At 40.2% G+C, this 24,438-nt stretch carries 14 protein-coding genes; 9 read left to right on the top strand and 5 right to left on the bottom strand.

From position 1 onward, the window contains the following. Window positions 1-3: 3 nt before the first annotated feature. Both D0T85_RS07930 and D0T85_RS07925 read right to left on the bottom strand, forming a co-directional pair. The gene (locus D0T85_RS07930) at window positions 4-2,007 is read right to left on the bottom strand and encodes an alpha-galactosidase (RefSeq protein ID WP_163212006.1); all 2,004 of its coding nucleotides are present in this window, start codon (window positions 2,005-2,007) and stop codon (window positions 4-6) included. A gap of 367 nt (window positions 2,008-2,374) precedes the next feature. Next, window positions 2,375-6,337 carry a two-component regulator propeller domain-containing protein gene (locus D0T85_RS07925; protein WP_163212131.1) on the bottom strand — a complete coding sequence of 1,321 codons (3,963 nt, stop codon included), beginning with the start codon at window positions 6,335-6,337 and terminating at the stop codon, window positions 2,375-2,377. A 205-nt stretch (window positions 6,338-6,542) separates the two neighbouring features. On the opposite strand from D0T85_RS07925, the gene D0T85_RS07920 reads away from it, so the two are divergent. From D0T85_RS07920 to D0T85_RS07880, 9 genes are all read left to right on the top strand, one after another. Beyond that, the gene (locus D0T85_RS07920) at window positions 6,543-8,969 is read left to right on the top strand and encodes a glycoside hydrolase N-terminal domain-containing protein (protein WP_370459939.1); all 2,427 of its coding nucleotides are present in this window, start codon (window positions 6,543-6,545) and stop codon (window positions 8,967-8,969) included. 190 nt (window positions 8,970-9,159) lie between these two features. Then, window positions 9,160-12,315, top strand: coding sequence for a SusC/RagA family TonB-linked outer membrane protein (locus D0T85_RS07915; RefSeq protein WP_370459941.1), 3,156 nt, complete (start codon window positions 9,160-9,162; stop codon window positions 12,313-12,315). 3 nt (window positions 12,316-12,318) lie between these two features. After that, window positions 12,319-14,277, top strand: a complete 1,959-nt coding sequence (locus D0T85_RS07910) for a RagB/SusD family nutrient uptake outer membrane protein (protein WP_239060670.1) — start codon at window positions 12,319-12,321, stop codon at window positions 14,275-14,277. A gap of 74 nt (window positions 14,278-14,351) precedes the next feature. Further along, a complete protein-coding gene (locus D0T85_RS07905) occupies window positions 14,352-16,352 on the top strand; it encodes a sialate O-acetylesterase (protein ID WP_163212002.1) in 2,001 nt (666 codons plus the stop codon). Window positions 16,353-16,793: 441 nt separating this feature from the next. Then, complete coding sequence (gene glf, locus D0T85_RS07900) at window positions 16,794-17,909, top strand: UDP-galactopyranose mutase (RefSeq protein WP_163212000.1); 1,116 nt, start codon at window positions 16,794-16,796, stop codon at window positions 17,907-17,909. Window positions 17,910-17,924: 15 nt separating this feature from the next. Beyond that, window positions 17,925-18,929, top strand: a complete 1,005-nt coding sequence (locus tag D0T85_RS07895; protein ID WP_163211998.1) for a galactofuranosyltransferase — start codon at window positions 17,925-17,927, stop codon at window positions 18,927-18,929. 24 nt (window positions 18,930-18,953) lie between these two features. Continuing rightward, on the top strand, window positions 18,954-19,730 hold the full coding sequence (gene rfbF, locus D0T85_RS07890) for a glucose-1-phosphate cytidylyltransferase (RefSeq protein WP_163211996.1): 777 nt from the start codon (window positions 18,954-18,956) through the stop codon (window positions 19,728-19,730). Beyond that, on the top strand, window positions 19,724-20,809 hold the full coding sequence (rfbG, locus tag D0T85_RS07885) for a CDP-glucose 4,6-dehydratase (RefSeq protein WP_239060669.1): 1,086 nt from the start codon (window positions 19,724-19,726) through the stop codon (window positions 20,807-20,809). Before rfbF ends, rfbG begins: the two co-directional genes overlap by 7 nt. Next, entirely contained in the window at window positions 20,793-21,785 is a 993-nt protein-coding gene (locus D0T85_RS07880) for a glycosyltransferase family 2 protein (protein WP_163211992.1), read from the top strand. The genes rfbG and D0T85_RS07880 overlap by 17 nt, the downstream gene beginning before the upstream one ends. Before the next feature lie 10 nt (window positions 21,786-21,795). Here D0T85_RS07880 and D0T85_RS07875 read toward each other — a convergent pair whose 3' ends face one another. The 3 genes from D0T85_RS07875 to D0T85_RS07865 are packed head-to-tail and all read right to left on the bottom strand — an operon-like array spanning window position 21,796 to window position 24,432. Then, window positions 21,796-22,710, bottom strand: coding sequence for a transketolase family protein (locus D0T85_RS07875; protein WP_163211990.1), 915 nt, complete (start codon window positions 22,708-22,710; stop codon window positions 21,796-21,798). Continuing rightward, window positions 22,707-23,513, bottom strand: coding sequence for a transketolase (locus tag D0T85_RS07870; protein WP_163211988.1), 807 nt, complete (start codon window positions 23,511-23,513; stop codon window positions 22,707-22,709). The genes D0T85_RS07875 and D0T85_RS07870 overlap by 4 nt, the downstream gene beginning before the upstream one ends. After that, window positions 23,503-24,432 (bottom strand): NAD(P)-dependent oxidoreductase, encoded by a 930-nt coding sequence (locus D0T85_RS07865; protein WP_163211986.1) that lies wholly within the window; start codon window positions 24,430-24,432, stop codon window positions 23,503-23,505. The genes D0T85_RS07870 and D0T85_RS07865 overlap by 11 nt, the downstream gene beginning before the upstream one ends. Between the last annotated feature and the right edge of the window lie 6 nt (window positions 24,433-24,438).

Raw genomic sequence — 24,438 nt, 5'->3', positions numbered from 1 at the left:
TAATTAGTTGATGTGGATAAACTTCACATCCTTTGCCGGTATGGTAAGAGATAATTCAGTGCTGGAAGTGAACTGCTTGCCGCTCCACAATTCTGTAACATGGTATTCTTTATCCATATCCAATCCTATTCTTTCCAATGATAAAGATACTACTGATTCATTTTCCGAGTAGTTAAAGATAGCGCAATAGAGACTACCATTTATATCTGTTCGTACAAATATGTTTTCTGATTGTTCACCATTACCTTCAACCGGACGGAAAACCTCTCCGGTGGCTACAGCATTTACAGCTGCGTTGGTCATAAACTTCTTTGCTCTTTCCTTTGCTTCGGCAGGTCCATCTTTGCTGAAATCATCGCCTGCAATGTAAATTCCGGTAATAATACCCGAGGTGATACGTGCCCGGTTCTCACCTTCGGTTGCATCGCGCAAAACAATATGATCGGCATCGTTATATTGGTAGATGTATTTTTGCCACCATCCATAAGACAGGGCGTTGAGGGTATATTCGGTATCTTTAATCTTGTTCCATGCATCGCAGGCTATTCGTCTGGATTGTGCATAGTGTGCCGGGAATACCGGTGAAATGGATAGATTGATGTACATGTCACCAAAATACTTGTTCAGTAGTTGCATACCATAGTTGTATCCTTGTATGCCGGTAGTAATCTGTTTATTGTACCAACCATCGGCTTCCATAGCACCATGTGTCATGAAGTCCATTTTTACGTATTCAAAGCCTGTGCGGCGAAAGAGCTCGGATGTTTCTTTCATCATTGCTTCTACTGCTGGGTGGGTTGGGTCAATAGCGTAGGCGCCATCTAACTCCTGTGGATTTCCGTTGGCATAGAGGTAGATATCTTTGTATTTATATTCAGGGGCAGCATCAATGGTGCGTTCAGGATTACGTCCCCAGTCGGTAAACGGTGTCCAGTAGATACCGCCAATTTGCCCGTTGGCTTTGCATTTCTCTATAAAAGATTTCAGTTGCTCCTCGCTAAAACTGTTCCAACCAGAATCTAGCCCGATGTACACTGTATTATCAGGGTTTACAAAGTGATGGTTTTGCAGATTGTTTTTAAAGAAGTCGGATACTTCAAGAGCCTTCTGCCAGGTAAGGTTAAACTGTAATGCCCCCCAGCTGTTCCAACCAAATGGAACAGCTTTCTCCCAGGTTTTGGGTGGGGCAATTACGGCATTGGCATGGGCGTACTCTTCCAGCCCGTTGCGCCAGTCACTGAAAAGACCCAATAGAATTTTGGGCGATTTGATCTTTTTACCTATTACTATACCATGTTCTTTTACATCCCGTGTTAGTTCGTCGGCTACACCACCATAGCACATCAACGAACAGATGTTATCTTTATTTCCTATTAAAACTGCTGTTTTCCAATTGTCGTGTTCTACCGAGCCAATAATCAGCCCCCGGCGATCGTCATTGTTGAAGATAGCTGTTACTTCGTAACTGGTTAGTTGATCGAATGTAAGCGGGTGAGACTGGTATCGGATCCATTTATCATTATCAAAAGGCATGAAGAGAGCCCGGTTATCACCAGTATTAAGTATTTGAGGCATTTGGTCTATTTGTACAGGAGCCATCCGGTTAGAGGCAATTCCGTTGTTATCTTCAAGGATGAAATCGGTTAATACATAATCTTTATCCGGATATACATAGAAATACTGGGTTAGCTTGGGTAGCTCATTGTCCGTATAAATAATAGTGTACTGATAACCGGTACCAAAAGAATCAACGATTTTATTATTTGATACCTTATAGTTTGAATAATTACAGGAGGCCACCTGTTTACCCTCTAAATGATAAGTTGCATATAGGGCATCGGCAATAAGAACAGTATTTTGATATACATCTATTGCCTTTTTATCTGCATTGAAACTGATTTTCCATTTTCCCACTGTTAGGTCTTCGGCATGGTTGTTACAACTGGTAACCATAAAAAGAAGACAAACCCCCAAGAGGCTCTTTAAATACTGAATTTTGCTTTTCATTGATTTAATTATTTGAATATCCCAAAAATAGAGACTATAGGAAAAATGGCGATAAACAAACGAATCAAAAAATGAAAGATTTACTGCAAACAATGCTTGAAAAGGATAGAAAGTGTAAATGTGCTATATTTTGATGCTTATTAAATAAGGATAGTATAGATATGCTACTGGAATTGATTTTAAAACCCAGTATCCTTGAGCTTTGAACACCCGGGTGTACGGTGTGCTAACACCCGGGTCTACACGTTGTCGACACCCGGGTGTTCAAGTCGTGTACACCCGGGTGTTAATGCATTGTACACCCGGGTGTACCAAAACAAAATCCAATAGGTTTAAGCTTCAAAGCTATAAGGACTACAAGCTAAATCTACTTATTCTTTATTTCCTGAGTAATAACAAACTGTTTCCCATTCTGGTACTGTTTTTCAAAATCCTTTGGTGTCATACCAAATTGCTTAAGAAATAGTTTACTGAAATAAGATGGGGAGTTGATACCTACCATATAACAAATATCACCTATACGGTATTTGCCATCCTGAATAAACTCGGCAGCCTTCTTTAATTTAATAAGGCGGATAAAGTCAATAGGAGAAAGGTTAAACAAGGTTTTAATCTTGCGTAGCAGGCTCGACCTACTCATGCAAAGGATATCTGCCATGCGTTCTACCCCAAAGTTATCATCGGTAATATTGTCTTCTATAATTTTAATTACTTTATTCATAAACTCTTCATCGGCCTTGTTCATCTGCATGTTATTAACAGAGAAGAAAGGACGTTTGGAGAAAGCCTCCCTCTCGCGCCGGCGATTATCGAGCAAGGATAGTACCTGTTCTTTAAGGTAGTTGAACGAGAAAGGTTTTTCTACATACGCTTCTGCACCATACTTTAACCCGTTTATTTTACTGTCGATATCATTCTTAGCAGTAAGGAAGATTACCGGGATGTGCGAAAGGTTTATATCAGATTTTATCTCTTTACACATCTGATAGCCATTCATCACAGGCATCATAATATCACTTATCACCAAATCTACATGAATGCTACGAAGAATTTCGAGTGCCTCTTTGCCATTTCGGGCTATCTCGATGGTGAAAAACTCCTGTAATCTGTCTTGAATAAAAGATAGCATGCTTTCATTATCTTCAACCAGCAACAGGGTATAACTGTGTGTGTCGGTAGCCAACGATGTTTCCTCGTCGAGAACTACAATATCTTTTTGAATGGTCTTATCGTTTTCTTGTATAATTCCGTCCTTATTAAGCGGTACAGTGAGTATAAATACATTGTCTTTCTGTTTCGTATCGAGAAATAGAGCACCTTTATGAAGCAATGCCAACGAACGTGCCAGCGAGAGGCCTATTCCTACTCCGCTTCTAACTTCTTCCTTTTTCTCCGTTTGGTAAAACGGTTCAAAGATGTGCCGGCTTATTCCTTCGGGAATCTTTATCCCATCACTTGTTACACGGATAGTAAAGTTAACCGTGTCTTTTTCCAGTTCAACAATAATTGTTTGCTGTGCATATTTAAGTGCATTATTCAACAGGTTACTCAATATTTTGGTGATAGCTTCTTTATCTACTGCTGCCCATACATTCTCTTCAGAAAGATTCAGAATTAACTGTTTCTTGTTCAAACTTATGTTTATTTCGAAACGGGCCACCGTTTCTTTCAATAAGCTGGTAATATCAACACTTTCATACTTCATTACCATTTTATTGGCACTGATCTTCTGGAAGTCGAGTAATTGCCCGGTAAGTTCCAGCAACCGCTTTGTGTTTTGCACCATTACACGGATGTATTTCTTTAGTCCCGGTTCGGCCACTTCCATTTCCTGTATGGCTTCGAGTGGGCCATTTATAAGTGAAAGCGGTGTGCGGATTTCGTGTGCTATTTCGGTAAAGAATTCAACTTTCGACTCGTAAAGTTCCTTTTCCTTTTCTACTTCAAAGAGTTTTTGCCGTTCTTCCATTTGCCGCTCCTTTCGTCGTTGATACCAGAAGAAGCAGGCATACAGCAACAGCAGCACACATACAGTATATGCAATATATGCCCATGGCGATTGCCACCAGGGTGGTAAAATAACAATAGCCAGTGACCGGGTAGAGACTTCGCCTCCATTTCCGTTAGAAGCCTGCACTTTGAAAGTATATTTTCCGGGCGATAGCTTGGCATAAGATATATTCTGATTACTGGCTGCCCTAATCCATTCGTGGTCTAAAGGTTCCATACAGTAATAATATTGATTGGCTTCGCTGGTAGAGTAACTCAGTAAAGCCACATCAAAGCTTAGATTAGCCTGGTTATGCTCTAATACTATCTTGTCGGTATGGATTATCGACCTTTTCAACGGTGTATTAGGCGAATGAACCGTTACTTCTTTGTTGTATATACTCAGCTTTGATATATATACTGGGGCAATAGGATGATCTTTTTCAACTGTATTAGGATCAAAAGCGATCAATCCGTTTATCCCTCCGAAGTAAAAACGTCCATCGTTAGCCTTTAATGCCGATTTATAATTAAACTGATTACCCAGCAATCCGTCTTTGGTTGTAAACACCCGAATGTATTTTGTTTCAGGATTGAATTTCACTAAGCCTTTGTTGGTTCCAAACCACAAGTTGCCGCAATCATCTTCCAGAATATCATAACTAACATCATCGGGCAGCCCGTCTAGCATAGTAAAGGTAGTGAAACGATCGTCTGCATTGCTGTATTTACATATCCCGCCCCTGTCGGTAGAGAACCAGATGTTACCTTTACTGTCCTCCATGATAGAACTAACAGAATTGGAACTGATTTTACCCTCCTCGTAAGGATAACAGCGAAAAGAACCAGTTTCCTGATTGTATCTCCAAACGCCATTTCCCATAGTTGCAAGCCATACATTTCCATCGGAAGCTTCCATGATATCGAAAATCCAGTTATAGCCTACAGCATCTATACGGTTATATGTATTCTTACCCGGTTCGGAGATATACAGTCCCCATCCAGTGCCAATCCATTTTCTTCCTTTACTGTCGATTATGAAAGAATAAACACTGCCTTCGTCAATGCCCAGTTCTTTTTCACTGATGTTATGCAGCCCCTCTTCCGGGAGGGTTATAACATCCATTCCCTGTTTAAACAAGCCACAATAAACCTGATTGTTGTAGTGTTCCACACAGAGCGTAATAAGACGGTCGGGATTACTACCATAAATCTGATGAACATCTCCTGTTTGAGGATTCAATACATTTATTCCACTGTCTTCGGTACCAATCCAGATGTTTCCATCGGTGTCTTTGGCCAGTCCTCTTATTCGTTTGGTATTCAAAGAACGTCCGTCGCTTCCGGGAACATACTTATCGAAGGTAAAAGAATGTGCAGGCAAATAGTTTACTCCTCCAAACATGGTACCTATCCATATACCACCATCGTGGTCACGGTATATATTATAAATAATATTATCCGACAGGCTGAAAGAGCGCATCAGGTCTTCCTTTAAATGAATAACGCTTTGCTTCTTTTCATTGATAACAAACAGTCCGTGATGCGAGCCCAACCATATTTCATCGCCAAAGCACATTACATCACGCAGAAAAGTTTTCTTTTTATTGAGAAAAGGAAGGATGGATAAATGGCCGGTAACAGGGCTATACTTTAGCAATTCGCCTTCATGAATGGCCAAAACAATATCGTCTCCCTGAAAACAGATGCTCTCAATGCTTTTTTCGGCAAGTTTAAAACTATCTCCGTTTATATACTGCTCAAAAGTATCTTTTCCCGGATTGTATTTAAAAAGTCCCAGATTAGATGTTCCAACCCATACCTCACCTTTCTCATTTATACCAATACAGTTTGGGCTTTCGCTCTTAAAATTGATTTTATTGTTGATTGCATAATATCCCATTTCATCGCCTCTGAAACAGAATATCCCTTGGTCGGGGATGAGTACCCAGATGTGGCCTTTTGCATCCGATAGTATCTCGGCCACCCAGTTATCGGGTGTTACTCCTCCGGACGAACGGGGCTTTAGTTGACGAAAAACGTCTTCGGCTGGGTTATAGATGTAAATTCCGCGGTCGGTACCTACCCATAGTTTATGGTCTTTATCTTCAAACAATGCACTGATGTTATTATTCCCCGTTTCGGTTTCCGGATCGTAACAATTCAGTTGAAGTATGGAAGTTCCGTTGTAGCGGTTAAGCCCGTTCTTTGTACCAAACCACATAAAGCCATAACTATCTTGCAATATAGCTTTAACATTGCTGGCAGAAAGTCCGTTTTCACCGTTTATATGGGTGAAATAGTAGTTAAAACCATCCTGTGCACAAAGAGAGATTCCCATTATGCAGGATAAGATAAATGTGCTTGTGAATAGCTTTAATCGTGTCATGGTGAAAGGCTATGTTTGATGCAAATATAGATAAAAATCAATAGGTTGTTCCGGAATGAATCATATGTTACAATAATAGACGCATTCATTTAGTTTTGGGCAATTTACGGGAAATATCTTTGCTAACATCAAAAAGACAGTACAAACCTATTGATATATGAATACAACTAAAAAATTAGCAGGCTTCCTTGGGGGAGCCATTTTGTTAACAAGTTGCCAATCGAACGATTTGGCAGACAGCACAATGAAACTATGGTATGAACAACCTGCTGCCGAATGGATGGAATCGCTCCCAGTTGGAAACGGACGTTTAGGGGTTATGGTTTACGGAGGTGTTGAGGAGGAAACACTGGCTCTTAACGAAAGCACTTTATGGTCTGGTCAATACGACCCAAACCAGCAACGCCCCTTTGGCCGGGAAAAGTTAGATGCAGTAAGACAGCTTTTTTTCGAAGGTAAACTGGCCGAAGGTAATAATGTTGCCGGAGGTCAGATGAACGGCTCACCACATTCGGCTGGAACCCATTTGCCTATGGGCGATTTAAAGATTCGTTTTACATACCCCGCAGGTGAAGTATCGAACTATGAACGCGAACTCGACTTGAATACAGCTGTAAGTAAAGTAACCTATCAGGTTGGAAATGTTTCTTATACCAGAGAATGTATAGCAACAAACCCCGATGAAGTGGTGGTTTGGGATATGAAAGCAAGCAAGCCCGGTAGCATCAACATGGAGATAAGTCTTGATTTGTTGCGGAATGCAGAAGTTTTTGCAGAAGGAGAGCAGCTTGTTTATACCGGAAATGCAGAGTTCGATAAACATGGTTCGGGTGGTGTACTGTTCGATGGGCGGGTAGCTGTAAAGCTCAATGGTGGAACACTAACAGCCGGAGAAAAGACACTGCAAATCAAGGATGCCACCAGAGTAACACTTGTTACTGATATCCGTACCAATTATAAAAGCACTACTTTTGGCGGTTATGCATTTAAGAATAAATGCAAAGAAACGGTGGAAACGGCTTTAATGAGTGATTTTGAAACACTCAGAAAGCGCCACGTTGATGATTATGCACCACTATTCAAGCGAGTAAATCTTTCTTTGGGGAATGGTGGAAAGAATAATATCCCTACTAACCGTCGCTGGAAAGAGGTAAAAGAAGGCGCTACCGATCCGGGGTTAGATGCACTTTTCTTTCAGTATGCACGTTATTTGTTGATTGCCTCTTCGCGGCCGGATTCGCCATTGCCTGTTGCGTTGCAGGGTTTCTTTAATGATAATCTGGCCTGCCACATGGGTTGGACAAATGATTATCACTTAGACATCAACACACAACAAAACTACTGGATTGCCAATGTAGGTAATTTACCTGAATGTAATCTGCCGCTGTTCGGCTATATCAAAGACTTATCTCATCATGGTGCTAAAACCGCTCACGATCTTTATGGTTGCAAAGGGTGGACGGTTCATACCACATCTAACCCGTGGGGATACACTGCTGTATCAGGAAGTATTTTATGGGGATTATTCCCTACTGCTTCTTCGTGGATTGCTTCTCATTTATGGACGCAGTACGAATATACACAGGATAAAACATATTTGGCCGAGGTGGCTTATCCGCTATTAAAAAGTAATGCTGAATTCCTGTTAGATTATATGGTGGTTAATCCCAATAACGGATACCTGATGACAGGGCCAAGTATCTCACCCGAAAACAGTTTCCGTTATGAAGGCAATGAACAATGCGCCTCCATGATGCCTACCTGCGACCGGGTATTGGCTCACGAAATATTTTCATACTGTTTGCAGGCTACCCAAATACTGGGTGTTGACCAAAGCTTTGGCGATAGTTTGCAAACCGCCCTCGACAAACTACCACCTTTCTATATATCCGATAGAAACGGGGGATTACAGGAATGGTTTGAGGATTACGAGGAAGCACATCCCAATCACCGGCATACCACTCATCTATTGGCACTTTATCCGTATGCACAAATAACTCCGGATAAAACACCGGAGTTGGCAACTGCTTGCCGAAAGACAATAGAGAACCGTTTGGCCACTCCCGATTGGGAGGATACTGAGTGGAGCCGTGCTAATATGATTTGTTTCTATGCACGTTTGCGAGATACCAATGAGGCTTATGCCAGTGTTCAGCAGTTGATGCGGACATTAACCCGTGAGAATCTACTCAGTATTTCTCCTGCCGGTATTGCCGGAGCACCTTATGATATCTTTATATTCGATGGAAACGCAGCCGGTGCAGCCGGTATTGCCGAGATGTTGGTGCAAAGCCACGATGGTATTATTGAGTTTCTGCCGTGTTTACCACAGGAATGGAAAGACGGGAGTTATGAAGGTATTAGTGTTCGGGGTGGCGGTGAAGTATCGGCTCAATGGAAAAATGGAAAGCTGATAACAGCTTCGCTAAAGGCAACAACAGATAATACATTTAGTATAAAGTTACCAGAAACTTCAGGAAAATATAATGTATTGGTAAATGGTAAGAAGATGGATGCAGATCCTGATAATAACAGATTGATTACTTTATCGCTACAAGCAAATGATTTGCTAGAGATAAAATAACGATGTTACCGCATGGATTCCCCTTCTTGGATAAGGAGGGGATATAGAATATAAATGAAGCAAAAATTGAAACGAATGCGTCCTGAAACCAATTTGCTGTAAACGCACTAATTTTTGCATCTTTCATAAGCCGGTTAAACTATCTGATACCCTACTTTTGACACAGATTTAAATCTACATACTTAATTTTATACAGATAAAACGCATGAAAAAACAAACATTGAAAAGTCTGCTTAAAGCATGTTTATTAACCGTGTTGTTGGCGACAAGCATCATGAGTTATGCACAAGACACACAATTAGTTGGACGTGTATCTGATGCAGAAGGAGAATTTATGATTGGAGTAACAATCCAGGAAAAAGGTTCCTCGAATGCAGCAATTACTGATATGAATGGTCAGTACACGCTTAACTTGTCAACCGGGAATCCGGTAATTATTGTTTCTTTTATTGGCTATAAAACCCAAGAAGTAAAAGTGGGTAAAAGCAAAGTACTGGATGTTGTTCTGGAAGAAGATGTCTCTGCACTCGATGAAGTTGTTGTAGTGGGTTATGGGCAGCAACGTAAAGTTTCGGTAGTAGGTGCCCAATCTACTTTGAAAATGAGTGAAGCCAAGATGCCCACAGCAAATCTATCGTCGGCCATATCGGGGCGTATTGCCGGGGTGGTTGCAGTTCAACGTTCGGGAGAACCGGGACATGACGACTCGGAAATCTGGATTCGTGGTATTTCTACATTTATTGGTCAGAATTCACAACCCCTTGTACTGGTAGATGGTATTGAACGTAAACTGAATAACATCGACCCAGATGATATTGAATCATTCACCGTATTAAAAGATGCCTCTGCTACTGCTGTGTATGGTGTTCGCGGTGCAAACGGAGTAATCATTGTGAAAACAAAACCGGGTAAGGTAGGCAAACCGCAGTTTAATGTGGATTACTACGAAGGTTTCATCACCATGACTAAGAAGGTAAAACTGGCAAATGCTTATGATTATATGGATGCTGCTAATGAAGCGTATGCCGACTCTTATAATGGCGGCGTTCTTTATTCGCCTCAATACATTGAAGCTACCCAAAAAGCACATGGGTTATTGGCCAATGACAATCTGCAAATGTATAACCCATACCTCTATCCGGCAGTAGACTGGATGAAAGAACTGTTCGACGATTGGGGACGTAACAGACGTGCCAACATCAGTGTACGTGGCGGATCTCCTAATGCAAGCTACTATGTATCATTAACCTATTACGGAGAAGACGGATTGATAAACAACATCAAACGTGAGAACTACAATACAGGTATCTCCTTCGATCGTTATAACTTTGTATCAAACCTCAATTTGCGCCCAACCAACAAACTGGCTGTAGATGTTGGTGTAAGCGGTTACATTTCGGAAGGGAACTATCCGCAACAATCAACAGGTGATCTTTTCAAGTCGGCAATGGAAATCAATCCGGTTTACATGCCGTTAATGATGCCCGATGGAAGTGTTTCAGGTATCAGCGGATTAGGAGATATGCGTAACCCTTATGCTGATTTAGCCCGCAGAGGATACAAGAACGAATATCGTTCTACTATTAATACAAATCTGCGTGTATCTCAAGACCTTGATTTCTGGAACTGGAGTAAAGGTTTAAAGGTAAATGCTTTGATAGCATTCGATAATTACACTTCACGTGACCTTAAGTACAATAAACGCGAATCGACTTATTACTTTGGCGGTACTAAAAATACAACTACGGGATTATGGAATAATGATGTGTTCAATGAAGACGGCACATATAATATGGTGCGCACCTATGAAGGAAACGAAGAACTTAAATTCGAAGGTGGTGACACAAACAGCAACCGCAGTTTCTACGTGGAAGCTTCAATGAACTATGATCGTATGTTTGGTGATCATCGTGTAGGAGCACTTTTCCTCTATAACCAGAAATCATACCGCAACACAACAGCCGGAGATTTAAGAGGAACTCTTCCTTACAAACAACAGGGATTGGCCGGACGTGCTACCTATTCATGGAAAGACCGCTACTTTGCAGAGTTTAATATTGGTTATAATGGTTCCGAGAACTTTTCACCAGGTAAACGCTTCGGTACTTTCCCAGCATTCGGATTAGGATGGGCAGTTTCGAACGAAGCATTCTGGGCACCGATACAAAAATATGTATCGTACCTTAAATTCAGATATACGGATGGTAAAGTAGGTAGCGATGCCGTTGCGGACCGTCGTTACATGTACCTTTCCGAAATGAATGGTAACGAAGGATATCGTTTTGGCGATGGATATAATTATATAGGTGGATGGGGAATTTCTAAATATGGAGTAAACGTAGGATGGTCTACTTCACGCAAACAAGACCTTGGTGTTGATATTAAATTCCTGAATGATGAATTGTCTTTTACTGTAGATATGTTTAAAGAACGTCGCGAAGGCATCTTCTTGCAACGTAAAACCGTACCGTCTTATGCCGGTTGGACCGAAATGCCTTACGGTAACCTGGGTATAGTTGAGAACAAAGGTATTGAAGCAGCTATGGAATGGAACCATCAATTCGGAAAGAAAACATTCCTTTCTGTACGTGGAAACATTACCTGGAATGAAGATAAAATCATTGAAAACGACGAACCTGCACAGCCATATTCATGGTTAGAAAAGAGAGGCACAAACGTAAACGGACGCTGGGGACTCATTGCCGAAGGCTTATTTACCAGTGAAGAGGAAATAGCAAAAAGTGCAACGCCTCCGGGAACAGTGAAAGTAGGAGATATAAAATATAAAGACCTGAATGGCGATGGTATCATTGATGATTATGATAAAAGCCTCATTGGGCAGGGAAATGTTCCTAAAGTATATTATGGTTTCGGTGCCGACCTGCAAATCGGACAGTTCTCCGTCAGTGCAATTTTTCAGGGACAAGCCAAGGTTGACCGTTGTTTAAGCGGTAATTCCATACAGCCATTCTCCAGCATCAACGGTATAGACAACCTGTATAGTAATATTGGCGACCGTTGGTCGGCAGATGATCCTACCAATCAGAATGTATTCTATCCACGTTTGCACTACGGACAATCCAACAACTCCAACAATAACAAGGTGAGTACCTGGTGGCAAAAAGACATGAGCTATCTACGCCTGAAACAGTTGACAATAGCTTACCATCTTCCAGAATCTCTGATATCAAAAATAGGTTTAAAGAGTGCGAAGATATACCTGATGGGAACTAATGTTCTTACCTTCTCGAAATTCAAATTATGGGATCCGGAACTGAATACAGACAATGGTACCAGCTACCCCAATACCTCAAACTATTCTCTGGGAGTCAATTTTAATTTTTAAATCATGAATACACAAGATATGAAAAAGATATTTAAAGGAATATGCATGATAGTTGTACTGCTCGGACTCAGTTCGTGCAACGACTTCTTCGAAAGTGTACCCGGTCATGTATCGGATATGGACGATACATTCTCCAACAAAAACAAGACACTTGCTTTTTTGGCAAATGTATATAGTTATGTTCCTACCGAAGATAAGGAACGGTATTTTTGGGATGGGGATAACCGGGGTGGTCTATGGACAGGTATTACCATCGAGGGTAATTATTCATGGGACTGGCACCAGTCTAACGAATTCAATCTGGGAAATATAACCTCAGGTTCTCGTTTGGCACTACACTTTTACGAAAACTACTATAAAGCAATTGCCCGCGCCAGTATTTTTATTAGCAATGTAGACAAATGTAATGAACTGGCAACTAATGGTAGAGACGAACGTCCACAAAGAAAGGCAGAGGCAAGAGCTCTGAGAGCATATTATTATTTTATGTTGATGAGAATTCATGGACCTATTCCTTTGTTGGGTGAAGAACCGATTGACATGAACACTCCTTTGGCAAACATGCTGAAAGCCCGTAATACAATAGATGAATGTGTAGATTATATTGTTGCCGAGCTGGACGAAGCATACAAAGATCTGCCAACTAAAGCTACCCGCAGTGAATTAGGTCGTGTGGACAAAGCTTTCTGTAAAGCTTATAAAGCACAGGTGTTGTTATATGCTGCCAGTCCGTTATTTAATGGTAACCCCGATATGGAAAAACTAAAGAATGCAGACGGCACTCAACTAATTCCTCTAACAGAAAATCCTCAAAAGTGGGAAAAAGCACGTGATGCTTACAAAGCATTTCTGGATGAATTTGTTCCTCAGCAATTTAGTTTGTATTACAAGAAAACTGCCGACGGAAAGACTGATTATTATGACTCTTACCGAACTGCAACAGCCGGACAAACTTTTACTGACGAAGCTATTTTTATTCGTTTACACGATCATGCCGATCGTCTGTATGAAATAACCCCATGTCATAAGCATGTAGATAATGATGCGATTAAAGGTGGCCTTGGCCTTTCTACTACACAGGAAATGGTAGACTTGCATTTTACTGATAAAGGATTACGTATTGAGGACGATCCTGATTATGTAGAATTTGAAGGAGTACCAGGCCCCGAACATTATGGATGGCCCGAAGATTACAACGACCCTGTTGTACCAGAACGTACCTACTTTAAGCAGAACGATGACAAAACATTGAAACAATGGGCACACCGCGAACCACGTTTTTATGTGAATATAACTTTCAATGGTTCAACTTGGGTTAATGACCAAACAACCTGGGGTAAGGTAACTACCGAATTAAATTTTAATGGTAACTCTGGTTTCAATCAATGTGGATGGGATACTCCTTATGGTGGTTATGGTATCCGGAAAATGGCTGCCGACAATTGCCGCTCCGGACGTCATTACATTCCTTTACTTCGTTTAGCCGAAATCTATCTGGGTTATGCCGAAACATTAAGTGCAACCAACGACTTCACCAGTGCTATGAAGTACATAAATATGATACGAAACCGTGCCGGTATTGCCGAGTACGGAACCGGAACAGATGAAAACGGTTATACCCGTATTCCTTATCCAGCAACCCGCGAAGAAGTAGATAAACGTATCCGCCGCGAACGTATTATTGAACTTGCATTTGAATGGAATCATTATTTCGATGTACGTCGTTGGTGTGTGGCCGACATGCAGAATGGTGACGGATGGATTTACCCAAGCTGGCACAAAGGTGGTGAAGGTGGTTCGGTTAGCGGTTTGAACTATCGGAAAGACCCACCCGAATTCTTTGAGAAAGCTCCTTTTGAAAACCGTGTTTTTGAGAAGAGATATTACTTGCTTCCCATAGCAGACGAGGAAGTACGACGCAATCAATTAATGGTTCAGAATCCTGGATGGCAGGCTGAATAATTTGCATTGAATTTATTAACCACAGACTACTTAGTCTGTGGTTAATGTTATATAATCAATAAAATATTCATAACATGAAACCACAAATCAATATCAAAATATACACCCTTCTTCTTTACTTCTTTATATCTGTAAGTTCCTACTCTCAAATACAAATGCCTCCTATGTTCTCCGATAATATGATTCTTCAACAACAATCGGAAGTATCTATCTGGGGAAAGGGAAAAGTAGGAAAGAATATCAAAATCAAAACATCCTGGAACAATGCCGAATACGAAACCCAAGTCGATGCTTCGGGCAATTGGATCACCAAAATAAAAACACCTGCCTATGGTGGTCCCTACGAAATCACCATCACCGAAAAGAAAGAACTGAAACTGAGAAACGTTATGATTGGCGAAGTATGGATGTGCTCGGGGCAATCGAACATGGAAATGACACTAGACGACTGGATTAAAATTGATAACCACAAAGCAGAGATTGCCGGAGCCAACTATCCTAACATTCGCTTACTGAAAGTTGAAAAGGCAACCGGTACAGCTCCTACATCTAATATCAATATTCGGGGTAATGGCTGGCAAGTGTGCTCGCCAGCAACAGTATCCGACTTCTCAGCTGTGGCTTATTTCTTTGGGCGCAACCTGCATACCAACCTCAATATACCTATCGGCCTGATAAATTCTTCATGGGGAGGCACCAGCATCGAAGCCTGGACCAGTGGAGAGTCTTTGAAAATGACCCCTAATTTCAGCGAAGCAATAGCCGAAATTAGTCTCCCAATAGATGAGGCAGAGCGGAATGCATTCATTGAAGGAAAACAAGAAGCATGGAATCAGGAACTTATCCGTAAAGATTTTGGTCTGGAAAACAATAAACCGGTGGCTGCCCTTATAGATTATAATGACAACAATTGGAACAAGATGTCAATACCCGGATTGTGGGAAGGAAGCAAACTGCCTGGGTTTGATGGTATTGTGTGGTTTAGAAAAACAATTGAGATTCCTGCCAGTTGGCATGGAAAAGACTTAATCCTTAGCCTGGGCAAAGTAGACGATAATGAAACAACTTATTTTAATGGACTGCAAATAGGAAGCACATCTGGCTTTATGACCCCCAGAGAATATACCATTCCTACACGGTTGGTGAAGAAAGGAAAAGCAGTAATCACAGTCAGAGTACATGATGGTGGAGGCGAAGGTGGCTTTCATGGCGAAAAGGAGAATGTATTTATTGCCCTTGCCAACCAAACAGAAAGAATTGAACTGGCTGGTGACTGGAAGTATAAAGTTGCTGTAGACATTAATAATGATATCACCCCATTGCCTTTGTATTATACCAATAATCCCAACAACCCAACAGTACTTTACAATGCAATGATACACCCTTTCACTAATTACAAAATAAAGGGTGCTATATGGTACCAAGGCGAAAACAACGAAGCAAGGGCCTACCAATATCGTACCCTCTTGCCTTTAATGATAAACGACTGGCGCACCAAGTGGGGATATAACTTCCCTTTCTATCTTGTTCAGTTGCCCAATTTCAAAGCCATTGAAAAAGAACCCGGCGAATCCGACTGGGCTGAACTGCGCGAAGCCCAGGCAATGGCTCTGCACATGGATAATACCGGCATGGCGGTTACGATTGATGTCGGCAATCCTGCCGATGTTCATCCAACTAACAAACAAGATGTTGGCTACAGACTTTCGCTTGTTGCCCGCGCCCAAGCATATGGAGAGAAGATACCTTATGCAGGACCAATGTATCAATCGCACACCATTATGGGGAATAAGATAAAAGTTTCTTTTAAACACATAGAAAACGGACTGACAATAAAGGATGGCACAATATTGAAAGGATTCAGTGTAGCTGGTCCGGATCGCAAATACTACTGGGCCGATGCGGTGATTGAAAACAACGAAGTGTTTGTAAGTTCGCCACATGTACCTTTCCCAATTGCAGTGAGGTATGCCTGGGCAGGAAGTCCGGTATGCAATCTTTATAATACAGCGAATTTGCCCGCAACACCATTTAGAACGGATGATTGGCCAGGGATAACGTTTGATAAGAGGTAAATATGATGAATTCAGATATTAGGGTGATTGAAATGCTAAGTTACTTTCCTGCGGCATCAAAATAAAAAGCTCTGCGTAACTGAGTAAGTTATTTGTGTTACTGGAATTAGTCTATTAACACCCGGGTGTACAATATGTTAACATCCGGGTGTCTTAGTTTTGTAGACCCGGGTGTGCAAAGGTGAATGCTATAAGGAGATGAAATGAAACATAGTAAAGCCAGATGTTTGTTGTAATGGGACGAAAACAAATAAATTGAATTATTTTCTTGTTCAGTTGCTTGTTTTGTAAATATTGAATAGCTTTGTCCTGTTCTCAATGTGTCTAAACAGTTTAAAAGATTTCGTTGAAGATATATCTGTTGTATAAATAAAGAATTACTTTTGCAATATATTTCAATACTATGTTTATGAAAAGAGTATTAACTAGGCTTATTGGGTGATGAGTAAAAAAGAATATGACTACCTGATTGTAGGCTCAGGCTTATTTGGTGCCGTTTTTGCAGAACAAATGCATTTAGCAGGCAAGCGATGTTTGGTAGTGGAGAAACGTACACATAGTGGAGGAAATATTTACTGTGAGAACATGGCTGATATCCAAGTGCACAAGTATGGAGCCCATATTATGCATACAAGTAATAAAGAAGTATGGGATTATGTTAATTCATTTGTTGAATTTAACAGATATACCAACTCCCCTTTAGCCTGCTATCAGAACAATTTGTATAATCTTCCTTTTAACATGAATACCTTCAAGCAACTCTGGGGTGTAAATACCCCAGCTCAGGCCAAAGCCAAGTTAGATGAGCAAAGAGGTGCTTATGCTGATATAGAACCTTCAAACCTTGAAGAACAAGCCTTGAAACTATGCGGGAAAGATATTTACTATTATTTAATAAAAGGTTATACCGAGAAACAGTGGGGGAGAGAGGCAACTAAACTTCCGGCTTTTATAATCAAACGTATTCCCTTTCGTTTTATTTACGACAATAATTATTTCAACGATACTTATCAGGGTATTCCTCATGGTGGATATAATGCATTGATTAATGCTCTGTTACAAGGCGTTGAAGTTCGTTTGAATGTAGATTATCTGGAACATAGAGCAGTGTTAAATAATCTGGCCGATAAGATCCTTTTTACAGGTTGCATTGATGAATATTTCGACTGTTGTCTGGGGCGGTTAGAATACCGGAGTCTTCGTTTTGAGCACGAACATTTAGACATAGATAATTATCAGGGAAATGCAGTCGTAAATTATACCGAAAGAGAAATACCCTTTACGCGCATCATTGAGCATAAACATTTTGAATTTGGCACACAAGCATCTACTGTTATAACGCGCGAGTATCCCGATGAATATCTGCCAGGCAAAGAGCCATACTATCCTGTAAATGACCAATTTAACACCCAGCTTTATAAACAATACACAGAACTGGCAGCAAAATTACCCAATGTACTGTTTGGTGGTAGATTAGCCCAATATGCTTATTTGGACATGGACGACACAATAGAACTGGCCTTGAATTTGGTAAAGAAAGAACTAATTGCTAATTAAACCACTGTAATCACAATGAATTGTTACTTCTTAAAAGAGACGCCAAGTAAAGCAAGAAAGGATGTTGACCAAATTATTCAAGGTATGGGTTTTAAGAATATTGCCTTTCCACGTCCTTCAAGCAAAAATAAAGTTATAGATTTTTTCATCACGTTTGCCAGTGCAGTTAAAGCCCTTTTTCCCATTCAAAAAGGCGATGTGCTGCTACTACCCTACAATATTCGTAAGTATTATGTTTACCTTTGCAAAATTGCCCATATGCGTGGGGCAAAAGTAGTTACACTTATTCACGATCTAAGTAGTTTTTATCGCAAACATATAACAGCCAAAGAAGAGATCAAACGCTTAAGTTATTCTGATTACCTGATTGCACACAATGAAGTAATGAAAAAGTGGCTGGAAGATAACGGCTGCAAGCAACCTATTGGTGTGCTGGGCATATTTGATTATCTATCGGACAAAGAACCTATTGAAAAACCATTGCCAAGCCAACCTTATAAAGTTCTTTATGCTGGAACACTCAGTTCTAAAAAAAATAAATTTCTTTATGATCTGGAGGATTATATCCATTCTTACAGGTTCAGCTTGTATGGTGGTGGATTCGATTTGGAAGCCATAAAGAAGAAAGAACTCTTTACATACCATGGCTTTGTTTCTTCCGATACATTGGTTGCTTCGGCCGATGGCGACTTTGGTTTGGTGTGGGATGGTAATTCTATTTACTCATGCGATGGTCCTCGCGGGGCCTATATGCAAATCAATAATCCACATAAATTCTCTCTATACATGCGTTGCGGCCTGCCTGTTATCATCTGGGAAAAAGCAGCCATGGCAGCATTTGTTCGCACAAACAAAGTTGGAATTTGTATTTCTTCCCTAGATCAGTTAAACGATTCACTCTCGAAAATTACTCCAGAGGAATATGCAGAGATGAAACGCAATGCGATGATGATTGGCAAGAGACTTTCGGAGGGATACTACTTCAAAAGGGCTTATGAGGAGGCGCTTTCCAGAATTTAATGTAATATAAAAAATAGACGAGAGATGAAAGCTGTTATTTTAGCGGGTGGTTTTGGTACCAGACTTAGTGAAGCAACCATATCGATTCCGAAACCTATGCTTGAAATAGGTGGAAAACCTATCTTGTGGCATATTATGAAAACATACAGCCACTATGGTATAAACGATTTTATTATTTGTTGTGGCTATAGGCAATATATGATTAAAGAGTATTTTGTGAACTATTTCCATCACAACTCGGACCTGACTGTAAATCTGGCAAATAATACTATTGAAGTACATAACAACCACTCTGAAGGGTGGACTGTTACTATGGTAGATACTGGTTTAAATACAATGACTGGTGGAAGAGTGAAACGTATACAGGAATACGTTAAAGGAGAAAGATTCTTATTGACCTATGGCGATGGAGTAACAGATCTGGATCTTAATAAATCGATTCAATCTCATGAAAAATCGGGTGCGGTTCTCACTGTAACAGCCTATAAACCCACAGGTAAGTTTGGGATGCTTGAAATAGATGACGAATCTAATAAAGTTTTATCTTTTCAGGAAAAGCCCAATGCTGAACATAGCTGGATTAATGCAGGTTACTTTGTATGCGAACCCGAAATCTTTGATTATATACCCGATGGCGATTCCATTGAATTTGAGCGTAAACCCTTGGAGGAGGTTGCGCGAAACGGGAAATTAAATGCGTATAAACATAGAGGATTTTGGAAGCCAATGGATACCTTGAGGGATAATAGGGAGTTAAATGAAATGTGGGAGAAAGGAGAAGCCCAATGGAAAGTATGGTGAATTTTTTTAAGGGGAAACGTGTCCTTATTACAGGACATACCGGTTTTAAAGGTTCTTGGCTTTCAATCTGGCTTCATGAACTAGGAGCAGAGGTTATAGGTATATCCTTAGATCCTGTTACTGCAAAAGATAATTTTGTTCTTTCAAAAATCGGCAATAAGATTATTGACTTAAGAGGTGATGTGCGTAACGGGCAATATCTGAAAGATGTTTTTAAGCGTTATCAACCTGATATCGTTTTTCATTTAGCTGCACAACCCCTTGTAAGACAGAGTTACCAGATTCCTGTAGAAACTTATGAAACCAATGTAATGGGCACTATTCATGTAATGGAAGCCATAAGGGTAACTGATAGTGTTAAGGTTGGAGTTATGATTACAACTGATAAGTGCTATGAAAATAAGGAGCAGGTCTGGGGATATCGTGAAGATGAACCGATGGGCGGGTATGACCCCTATTCAAGCAGTAAGGGAGCTGCTGAAATCGCTATTTCGTCATGGCGGCGTTCATTTTTTAATCCGGAACAATATAAAGATCATGGTAAGTCAATAGCGAGTGCCCGTGCCGGCAATGTTATTGGTGGTGGCGATTGGGCAAAAGATCGTATTATACCCGATTGTGTTCGGTCGCTGGAAGATAATAAACCAATAGGCATTCGTAATCCGTATGCAATCCGTCCCTGGCAACACGTTCTGGAACCATTGAGCGGATATATGCTTCTTGCCATGAAAATGTGGGAATCTCCTACCGAATACTGCGAAGGATGGAATTTTGGACCATCATTTGACTCAATTACTACAGTTGGGGATATTGCTTCTAAAATGATTCATTATTATGGGAAAGGGCAATTGCAAGATTTATCAGAAGATAATGCTCCACATGAATCCAATATCTTGATGCTGGATGTTTCTAAATCAAGGTTCAGGCTGAATTGGAAAGCACAAATGGATCTGGACCAGATGGTAGAACTTACTGCCAATTGGTATAAAAAATATCAGCACACAAATGTTTATGAGCTATGTGTTGAACAAATACAATATTATTCTAATTTGATTTTTAATAATGGAAATAACCTGTAGCAATGAGAATGTGCAACGACAAATATTAGTGTCTATTTGCATCCCTACTTATAATCGTAGTGCTATATTGAAAGACACAATGCAACGGATTACCTCTGATCCGGCATTCGATGAAGAAGTGGAGCTTATTATCTCAGACAATAATTCTACGGATGATACTGGCGACGTGGTACGCGAGTTTACAGATAAATATTCAAATGTACGTTATTACCGTAATGAGGAAAACGTGCGCGACCGTAATTTTCAGGTAGTTTTGAGCTACGCCCACGGAGATTATCTGAAACTTCAGAATGATTATATCTACTTCCCGGAAGGTCAGCTGGCCTTTATGAAAGAATGTATCCGTAAGTACCAATCAACCCGCCAACCCCTTTTCTTTATCCGAAAGGTTCGGAAAGAGTTAGCAAAACAAAGTGAAATAGTATGTAATTCGCTTGATGAATATATATATACGGTATCTTACTATTCAACATGGCTAAGCAGCTTTGGATGTTGGCACGAAGATTTTGAGGCTTTGACAGAGAAAGATCGCTATTTTTATACGTCGTTGCAACAAGTAGATTGGATTTACCGGATTGTTAGCAGCAAGAATTGTGCTATAATTATTCATCACAATATTTTTGAAACAACAAAACTTCCATTAGGCCCTCGGGGCGGATATAATTATTTTGGCGTACATGTAGGCAAATATTATGAGATAATGGAAGATTGTATGGATGCACAACTTGTATCTAAACCAATCTTCAATAAAGATAGACGCTATACATTGTATATGTATAGAGAGCGTTTTATTCGGTATCTCTTATTTCCTAAGAAAGGCAACTATTTTGAGATGGATAAATCTTTATTGGTAATCTGGCATTACTATAAAAGATTTCCTTTGTTTTACTTGATAATGTTGGTTTTCATTCTTGCATTAATCCTTAAAATAATCTATTGGCCATTTAAGGCTTTGGTTGGCCTGTTTAAAAAATAACAAACATTGCTTAATCAAATAAGTCCGGGCTTAATACTAAGCCTGCTTGTGATCGTATATAGGCCTGAGAACCGGATACTGAATAGAATTTATCGTCAATAGCAATTCTTCTTATTCTGGGGTATACGGAAATCTCATTGTTGGCATATAAGTCATTAACTACCTCGATGAAGGCAGAGCCTACTCCGCCGCTTTTTTGGTGTTCTTCAAGTACTACTATATCCGAATATCCGGATAGAAAGTTCTTGATGTAGTTTTTACTCAGCGGTTTGACAAAAGGAACACTGAAAACGTTTGTTTGGATATGATTGTTGGTTATGAATTGCATAGCATAGCTTAAAATAGAACCACTCACCAACAGCGCTTTGCTTGAATTACTATGAGTTGAAACCGGAACAAATTCGCCTACTTTAAGTGATACGTCTTTTGGGTGCACAATGGCTTCGCCTGCTTTCCCCAATCGGATATACATAGGGCCATTGAATGTGGCAGAGTGTGAAGTAAGTGCTTTTACCTCAACCGGATCGGCAGGAGAGCAAACCATCATATTAGGTATGGTTCTTAACATTCCTACATCTTCGGTAGCATGATGTGAAGCCCCTAATGAGCCATAAGAATAGCCTGCCCCTACCGAAACAACCTTTACACTCAGGTTATGGTATGCTACATCATATCGGATTTGTTCCATGCACCGAAGTGTGGGAAAATTCCCAATAGAATATACATACACATTAAAGCCCTCTTTGGCCAATCCGGCAGCAACACCTATCATGTTCTGTTCGGCAATGCCCACATTTAAGAATTGATTAGGAAATAATTCGGCAAACTCTTCAATAACGCTGAAACCTAAATCAGCAACAACAAGGAATATTTTATTGTTGGTTTTAGCTTCTTCTGTTAGTTGTTTTATAAACGCTGTTCTCATTGGTCAATTTCTTTGGATGCAATTTCTAATTGTTCCTTATTTGGAGCTCTGTAATGCCATAATAACTCATTTTCCATGTAGGAAACTCCCTTCCCTTTAATTGTATCGGCAATAATCACGGTGGGCTTTCCTTTAATTTTTTCAGCCTCAGTAAATGCTTTTAGGATATCACAATGATTGTGCCCATTTATCTGGATAACATTCCAGTTGAATGCCTCGAACTTTGATTTCAGAGGTTCTAAGTTCAAAACTTCATTTGTGTTTCCCAGGCTTTGTATTTTATTGTAATCAACAATTAAACAAAGGTTATCCAACTTTTGGTGAGCAGCCAGCAACAACGCCTCCCAATTGGATCCTTCGTCCATTTCTCCATCGCCCACAAGTACATATGTTCGGTAACTTTTCTTTTTATACTTTGCAGCCAAAGCAATTCCACAGCCAATAGGTAATCCATGACCTAAACTTCCTGCAGAGATTTCAACTCCCGGTACATAATGTGTTGTATGTGATAATAATTTGCTTCCGTCTTTACCATATTCATCTAATAGATCTACCGGAAAGTATCCGCGTAAACATAGAACAGAATATAGTGCCACACAGGCATGTCCTTTCGAGAGAATAAACCGGTCGCGATCTTCCCAGTCAGGGTTACTTGCATCATTTTTTAGTACCGAAGTATATAATACTGCAAGAATATCGGCCATGGAAAATGCTCCGCCAATATGAGATGCGTTTGCCTGATGCACCATTTGAAGCGATCTCTTCCGTATCTCCTTAGCTAATAATATGCTATCATTTATCATTATTATAGAGGGCTTTGTAGAATTCTATAGTTTGAATTAACTTTTCTTTAAAATCGGATATGCTTACTTGTCCAAAAGCTGTATTTGTTTTTGTATTCTTTGAACCATTAATCATGGATTGCTTTCTACGATAGGGCAATGCTCCGAAATTGAGTTTAAATTGAGGATTCAGATATTCCCTGATTGTCAATAGTATCTCTTTGATAGAGTGTAACTCATCAGCAGCGATATTGTAGATTCCGCTTTCTGCATTGCTTTCGATTGCAGATAGAAATATTCTCGCCACATCCTTTATATAAGAATAAGCGTATTGTTGTTCTCCGCCTGTGAGATCCATTTTATCTGTTTCTATCATGTTTTTTATAACAGATGGAATGAGCCAGTTCTCGCTTTCTCGTTCACCAAAGCAGGAAAAAAGACGAAACCAATACCACTGCATGTTTTTCTCTTCGCAGAAAGTTTTAATAATAACCTGGGCGGCTACTTTATATGCACCATAGGCGGAAGTAGGATTGGTAGGAAAAGATTCATCAACATAGCCATCGAAATGACCATACTCAGCCTGAGATCCAACACCTATAAATTTTTTCACCCCGGATTTGGCAGCAATATTAAGTAAGCGTTGCAAGTATTGAAGATTGTCGACTTGGGTAGACCACTCATCTCTGTTTTTTGCAGCAACCCCATTCCAGGCAGCGTGAATGATTATATCGGGCGAGAAATCAATTATTTCCTTTTCAAAGTTACTGGAGTCGGTATTGGTCCACTTCACTTTATCAATGAAAGATGTACATGAACTCAGGTTGGATTGATTTCTTTTTGTTAATAACAACTGATAGTCGGTCTCATTTAATGCTTCAACAATGTGAGAACCTAAAAAACCCGATGCACCTGTGATTAAAACCTTCTGATTCCCCATATAGTA

The organism is Bacteroides sp. 519, assembly GCF_010500955.1.
Lineage (GTDB): Bacteria > Bacteroidota > Bacteroidia > Bacteroidales > Bacteroidaceae > Bacteroides.
This window is presented reverse-complemented; position numbering and strand designations above follow the sequence as displayed.

Bases quoted from the DNA above. Each gene is read 5' to 3' on its own strand.
- D0T85_RS07930 (WP_163212006.1), bottom strand. From the start codon at position 2,007: ATGAAAAGCAAAATTCAGTATTTAAAGAGCCTCTTGGGGGTTTGTCTT.
- D0T85_RS07925 (WP_163212131.1), bottom strand. From the start codon at position 6,337: ATGGGAATCTCTCTTTGTGCACAGGATGGTTTTAACTACTATTTCACC.
- D0T85_RS07920 (WP_370459939.1), top strand. From the start codon at position 6,543: ATGAATACAACTAAAAAATTAGCAGGCTTCCTTGGGGGAGCCATTTTG.
- D0T85_RS07910 (WP_239060670.1), top strand. From the start codon at position 12,319: ATGAATACACAAGATATGAAAAAGATATTTAAAGGAATATGCATGATA.
- D0T85_RS07905 (WP_163212002.1), top strand. From the start codon at position 14,352: ATGAAACCACAAATCAATATCAAAATATACACCCTTCTTCTTTACTTC.
- glf (WP_163212000.1), top strand. From the start codon at position 16,794: ATGAGTAAAAAAGAATATGACTACCTGATTGTAGGCTCAGGCTTATTT.
- D0T85_RS07895 (WP_163211998.1), top strand. From the start codon at position 17,925: ATGAATTGTTACTTCTTAAAAGAGACGCCAAGTAAAGCAAGAAAGGAT.
- rfbF (WP_163211996.1), top strand. From the start codon at position 18,954: ATGAAAGCTGTTATTTTAGCGGGTGGTTTTGGTACCAGACTTAGTGAA.
- rfbG (WP_239060669.1), top strand. From the start codon at position 19,724: ATGGTGAATTTTTTTAAGGGGAAACGTGTCCTTATTACAGGACATACC.
- D0T85_RS07880 (WP_163211992.1), top strand. From the start codon at position 20,793: ATGGAAATAACCTGTAGCAATGAGAATGTGCAACGACAAATATTAGTG.
- D0T85_RS07875 (WP_163211990.1), bottom strand. From the start codon at position 22,710: ATGAGAACAGCGTTTATAAAACAACTAACAGAAGAAGCTAAAACCAAC.
- D0T85_RS07870 (WP_163211988.1), bottom strand. From the start codon at position 23,513: ATGATAAATGATAGCATATTATTAGCTAAGGAGATACGGAAGAGATCG.
- D0T85_RS07865 (WP_163211986.1), bottom strand. From the start codon at position 24,432: ATGGGGAATCAGAAGGTTTTAATCACAGGTGCATCGGGTTTTTTAGGT.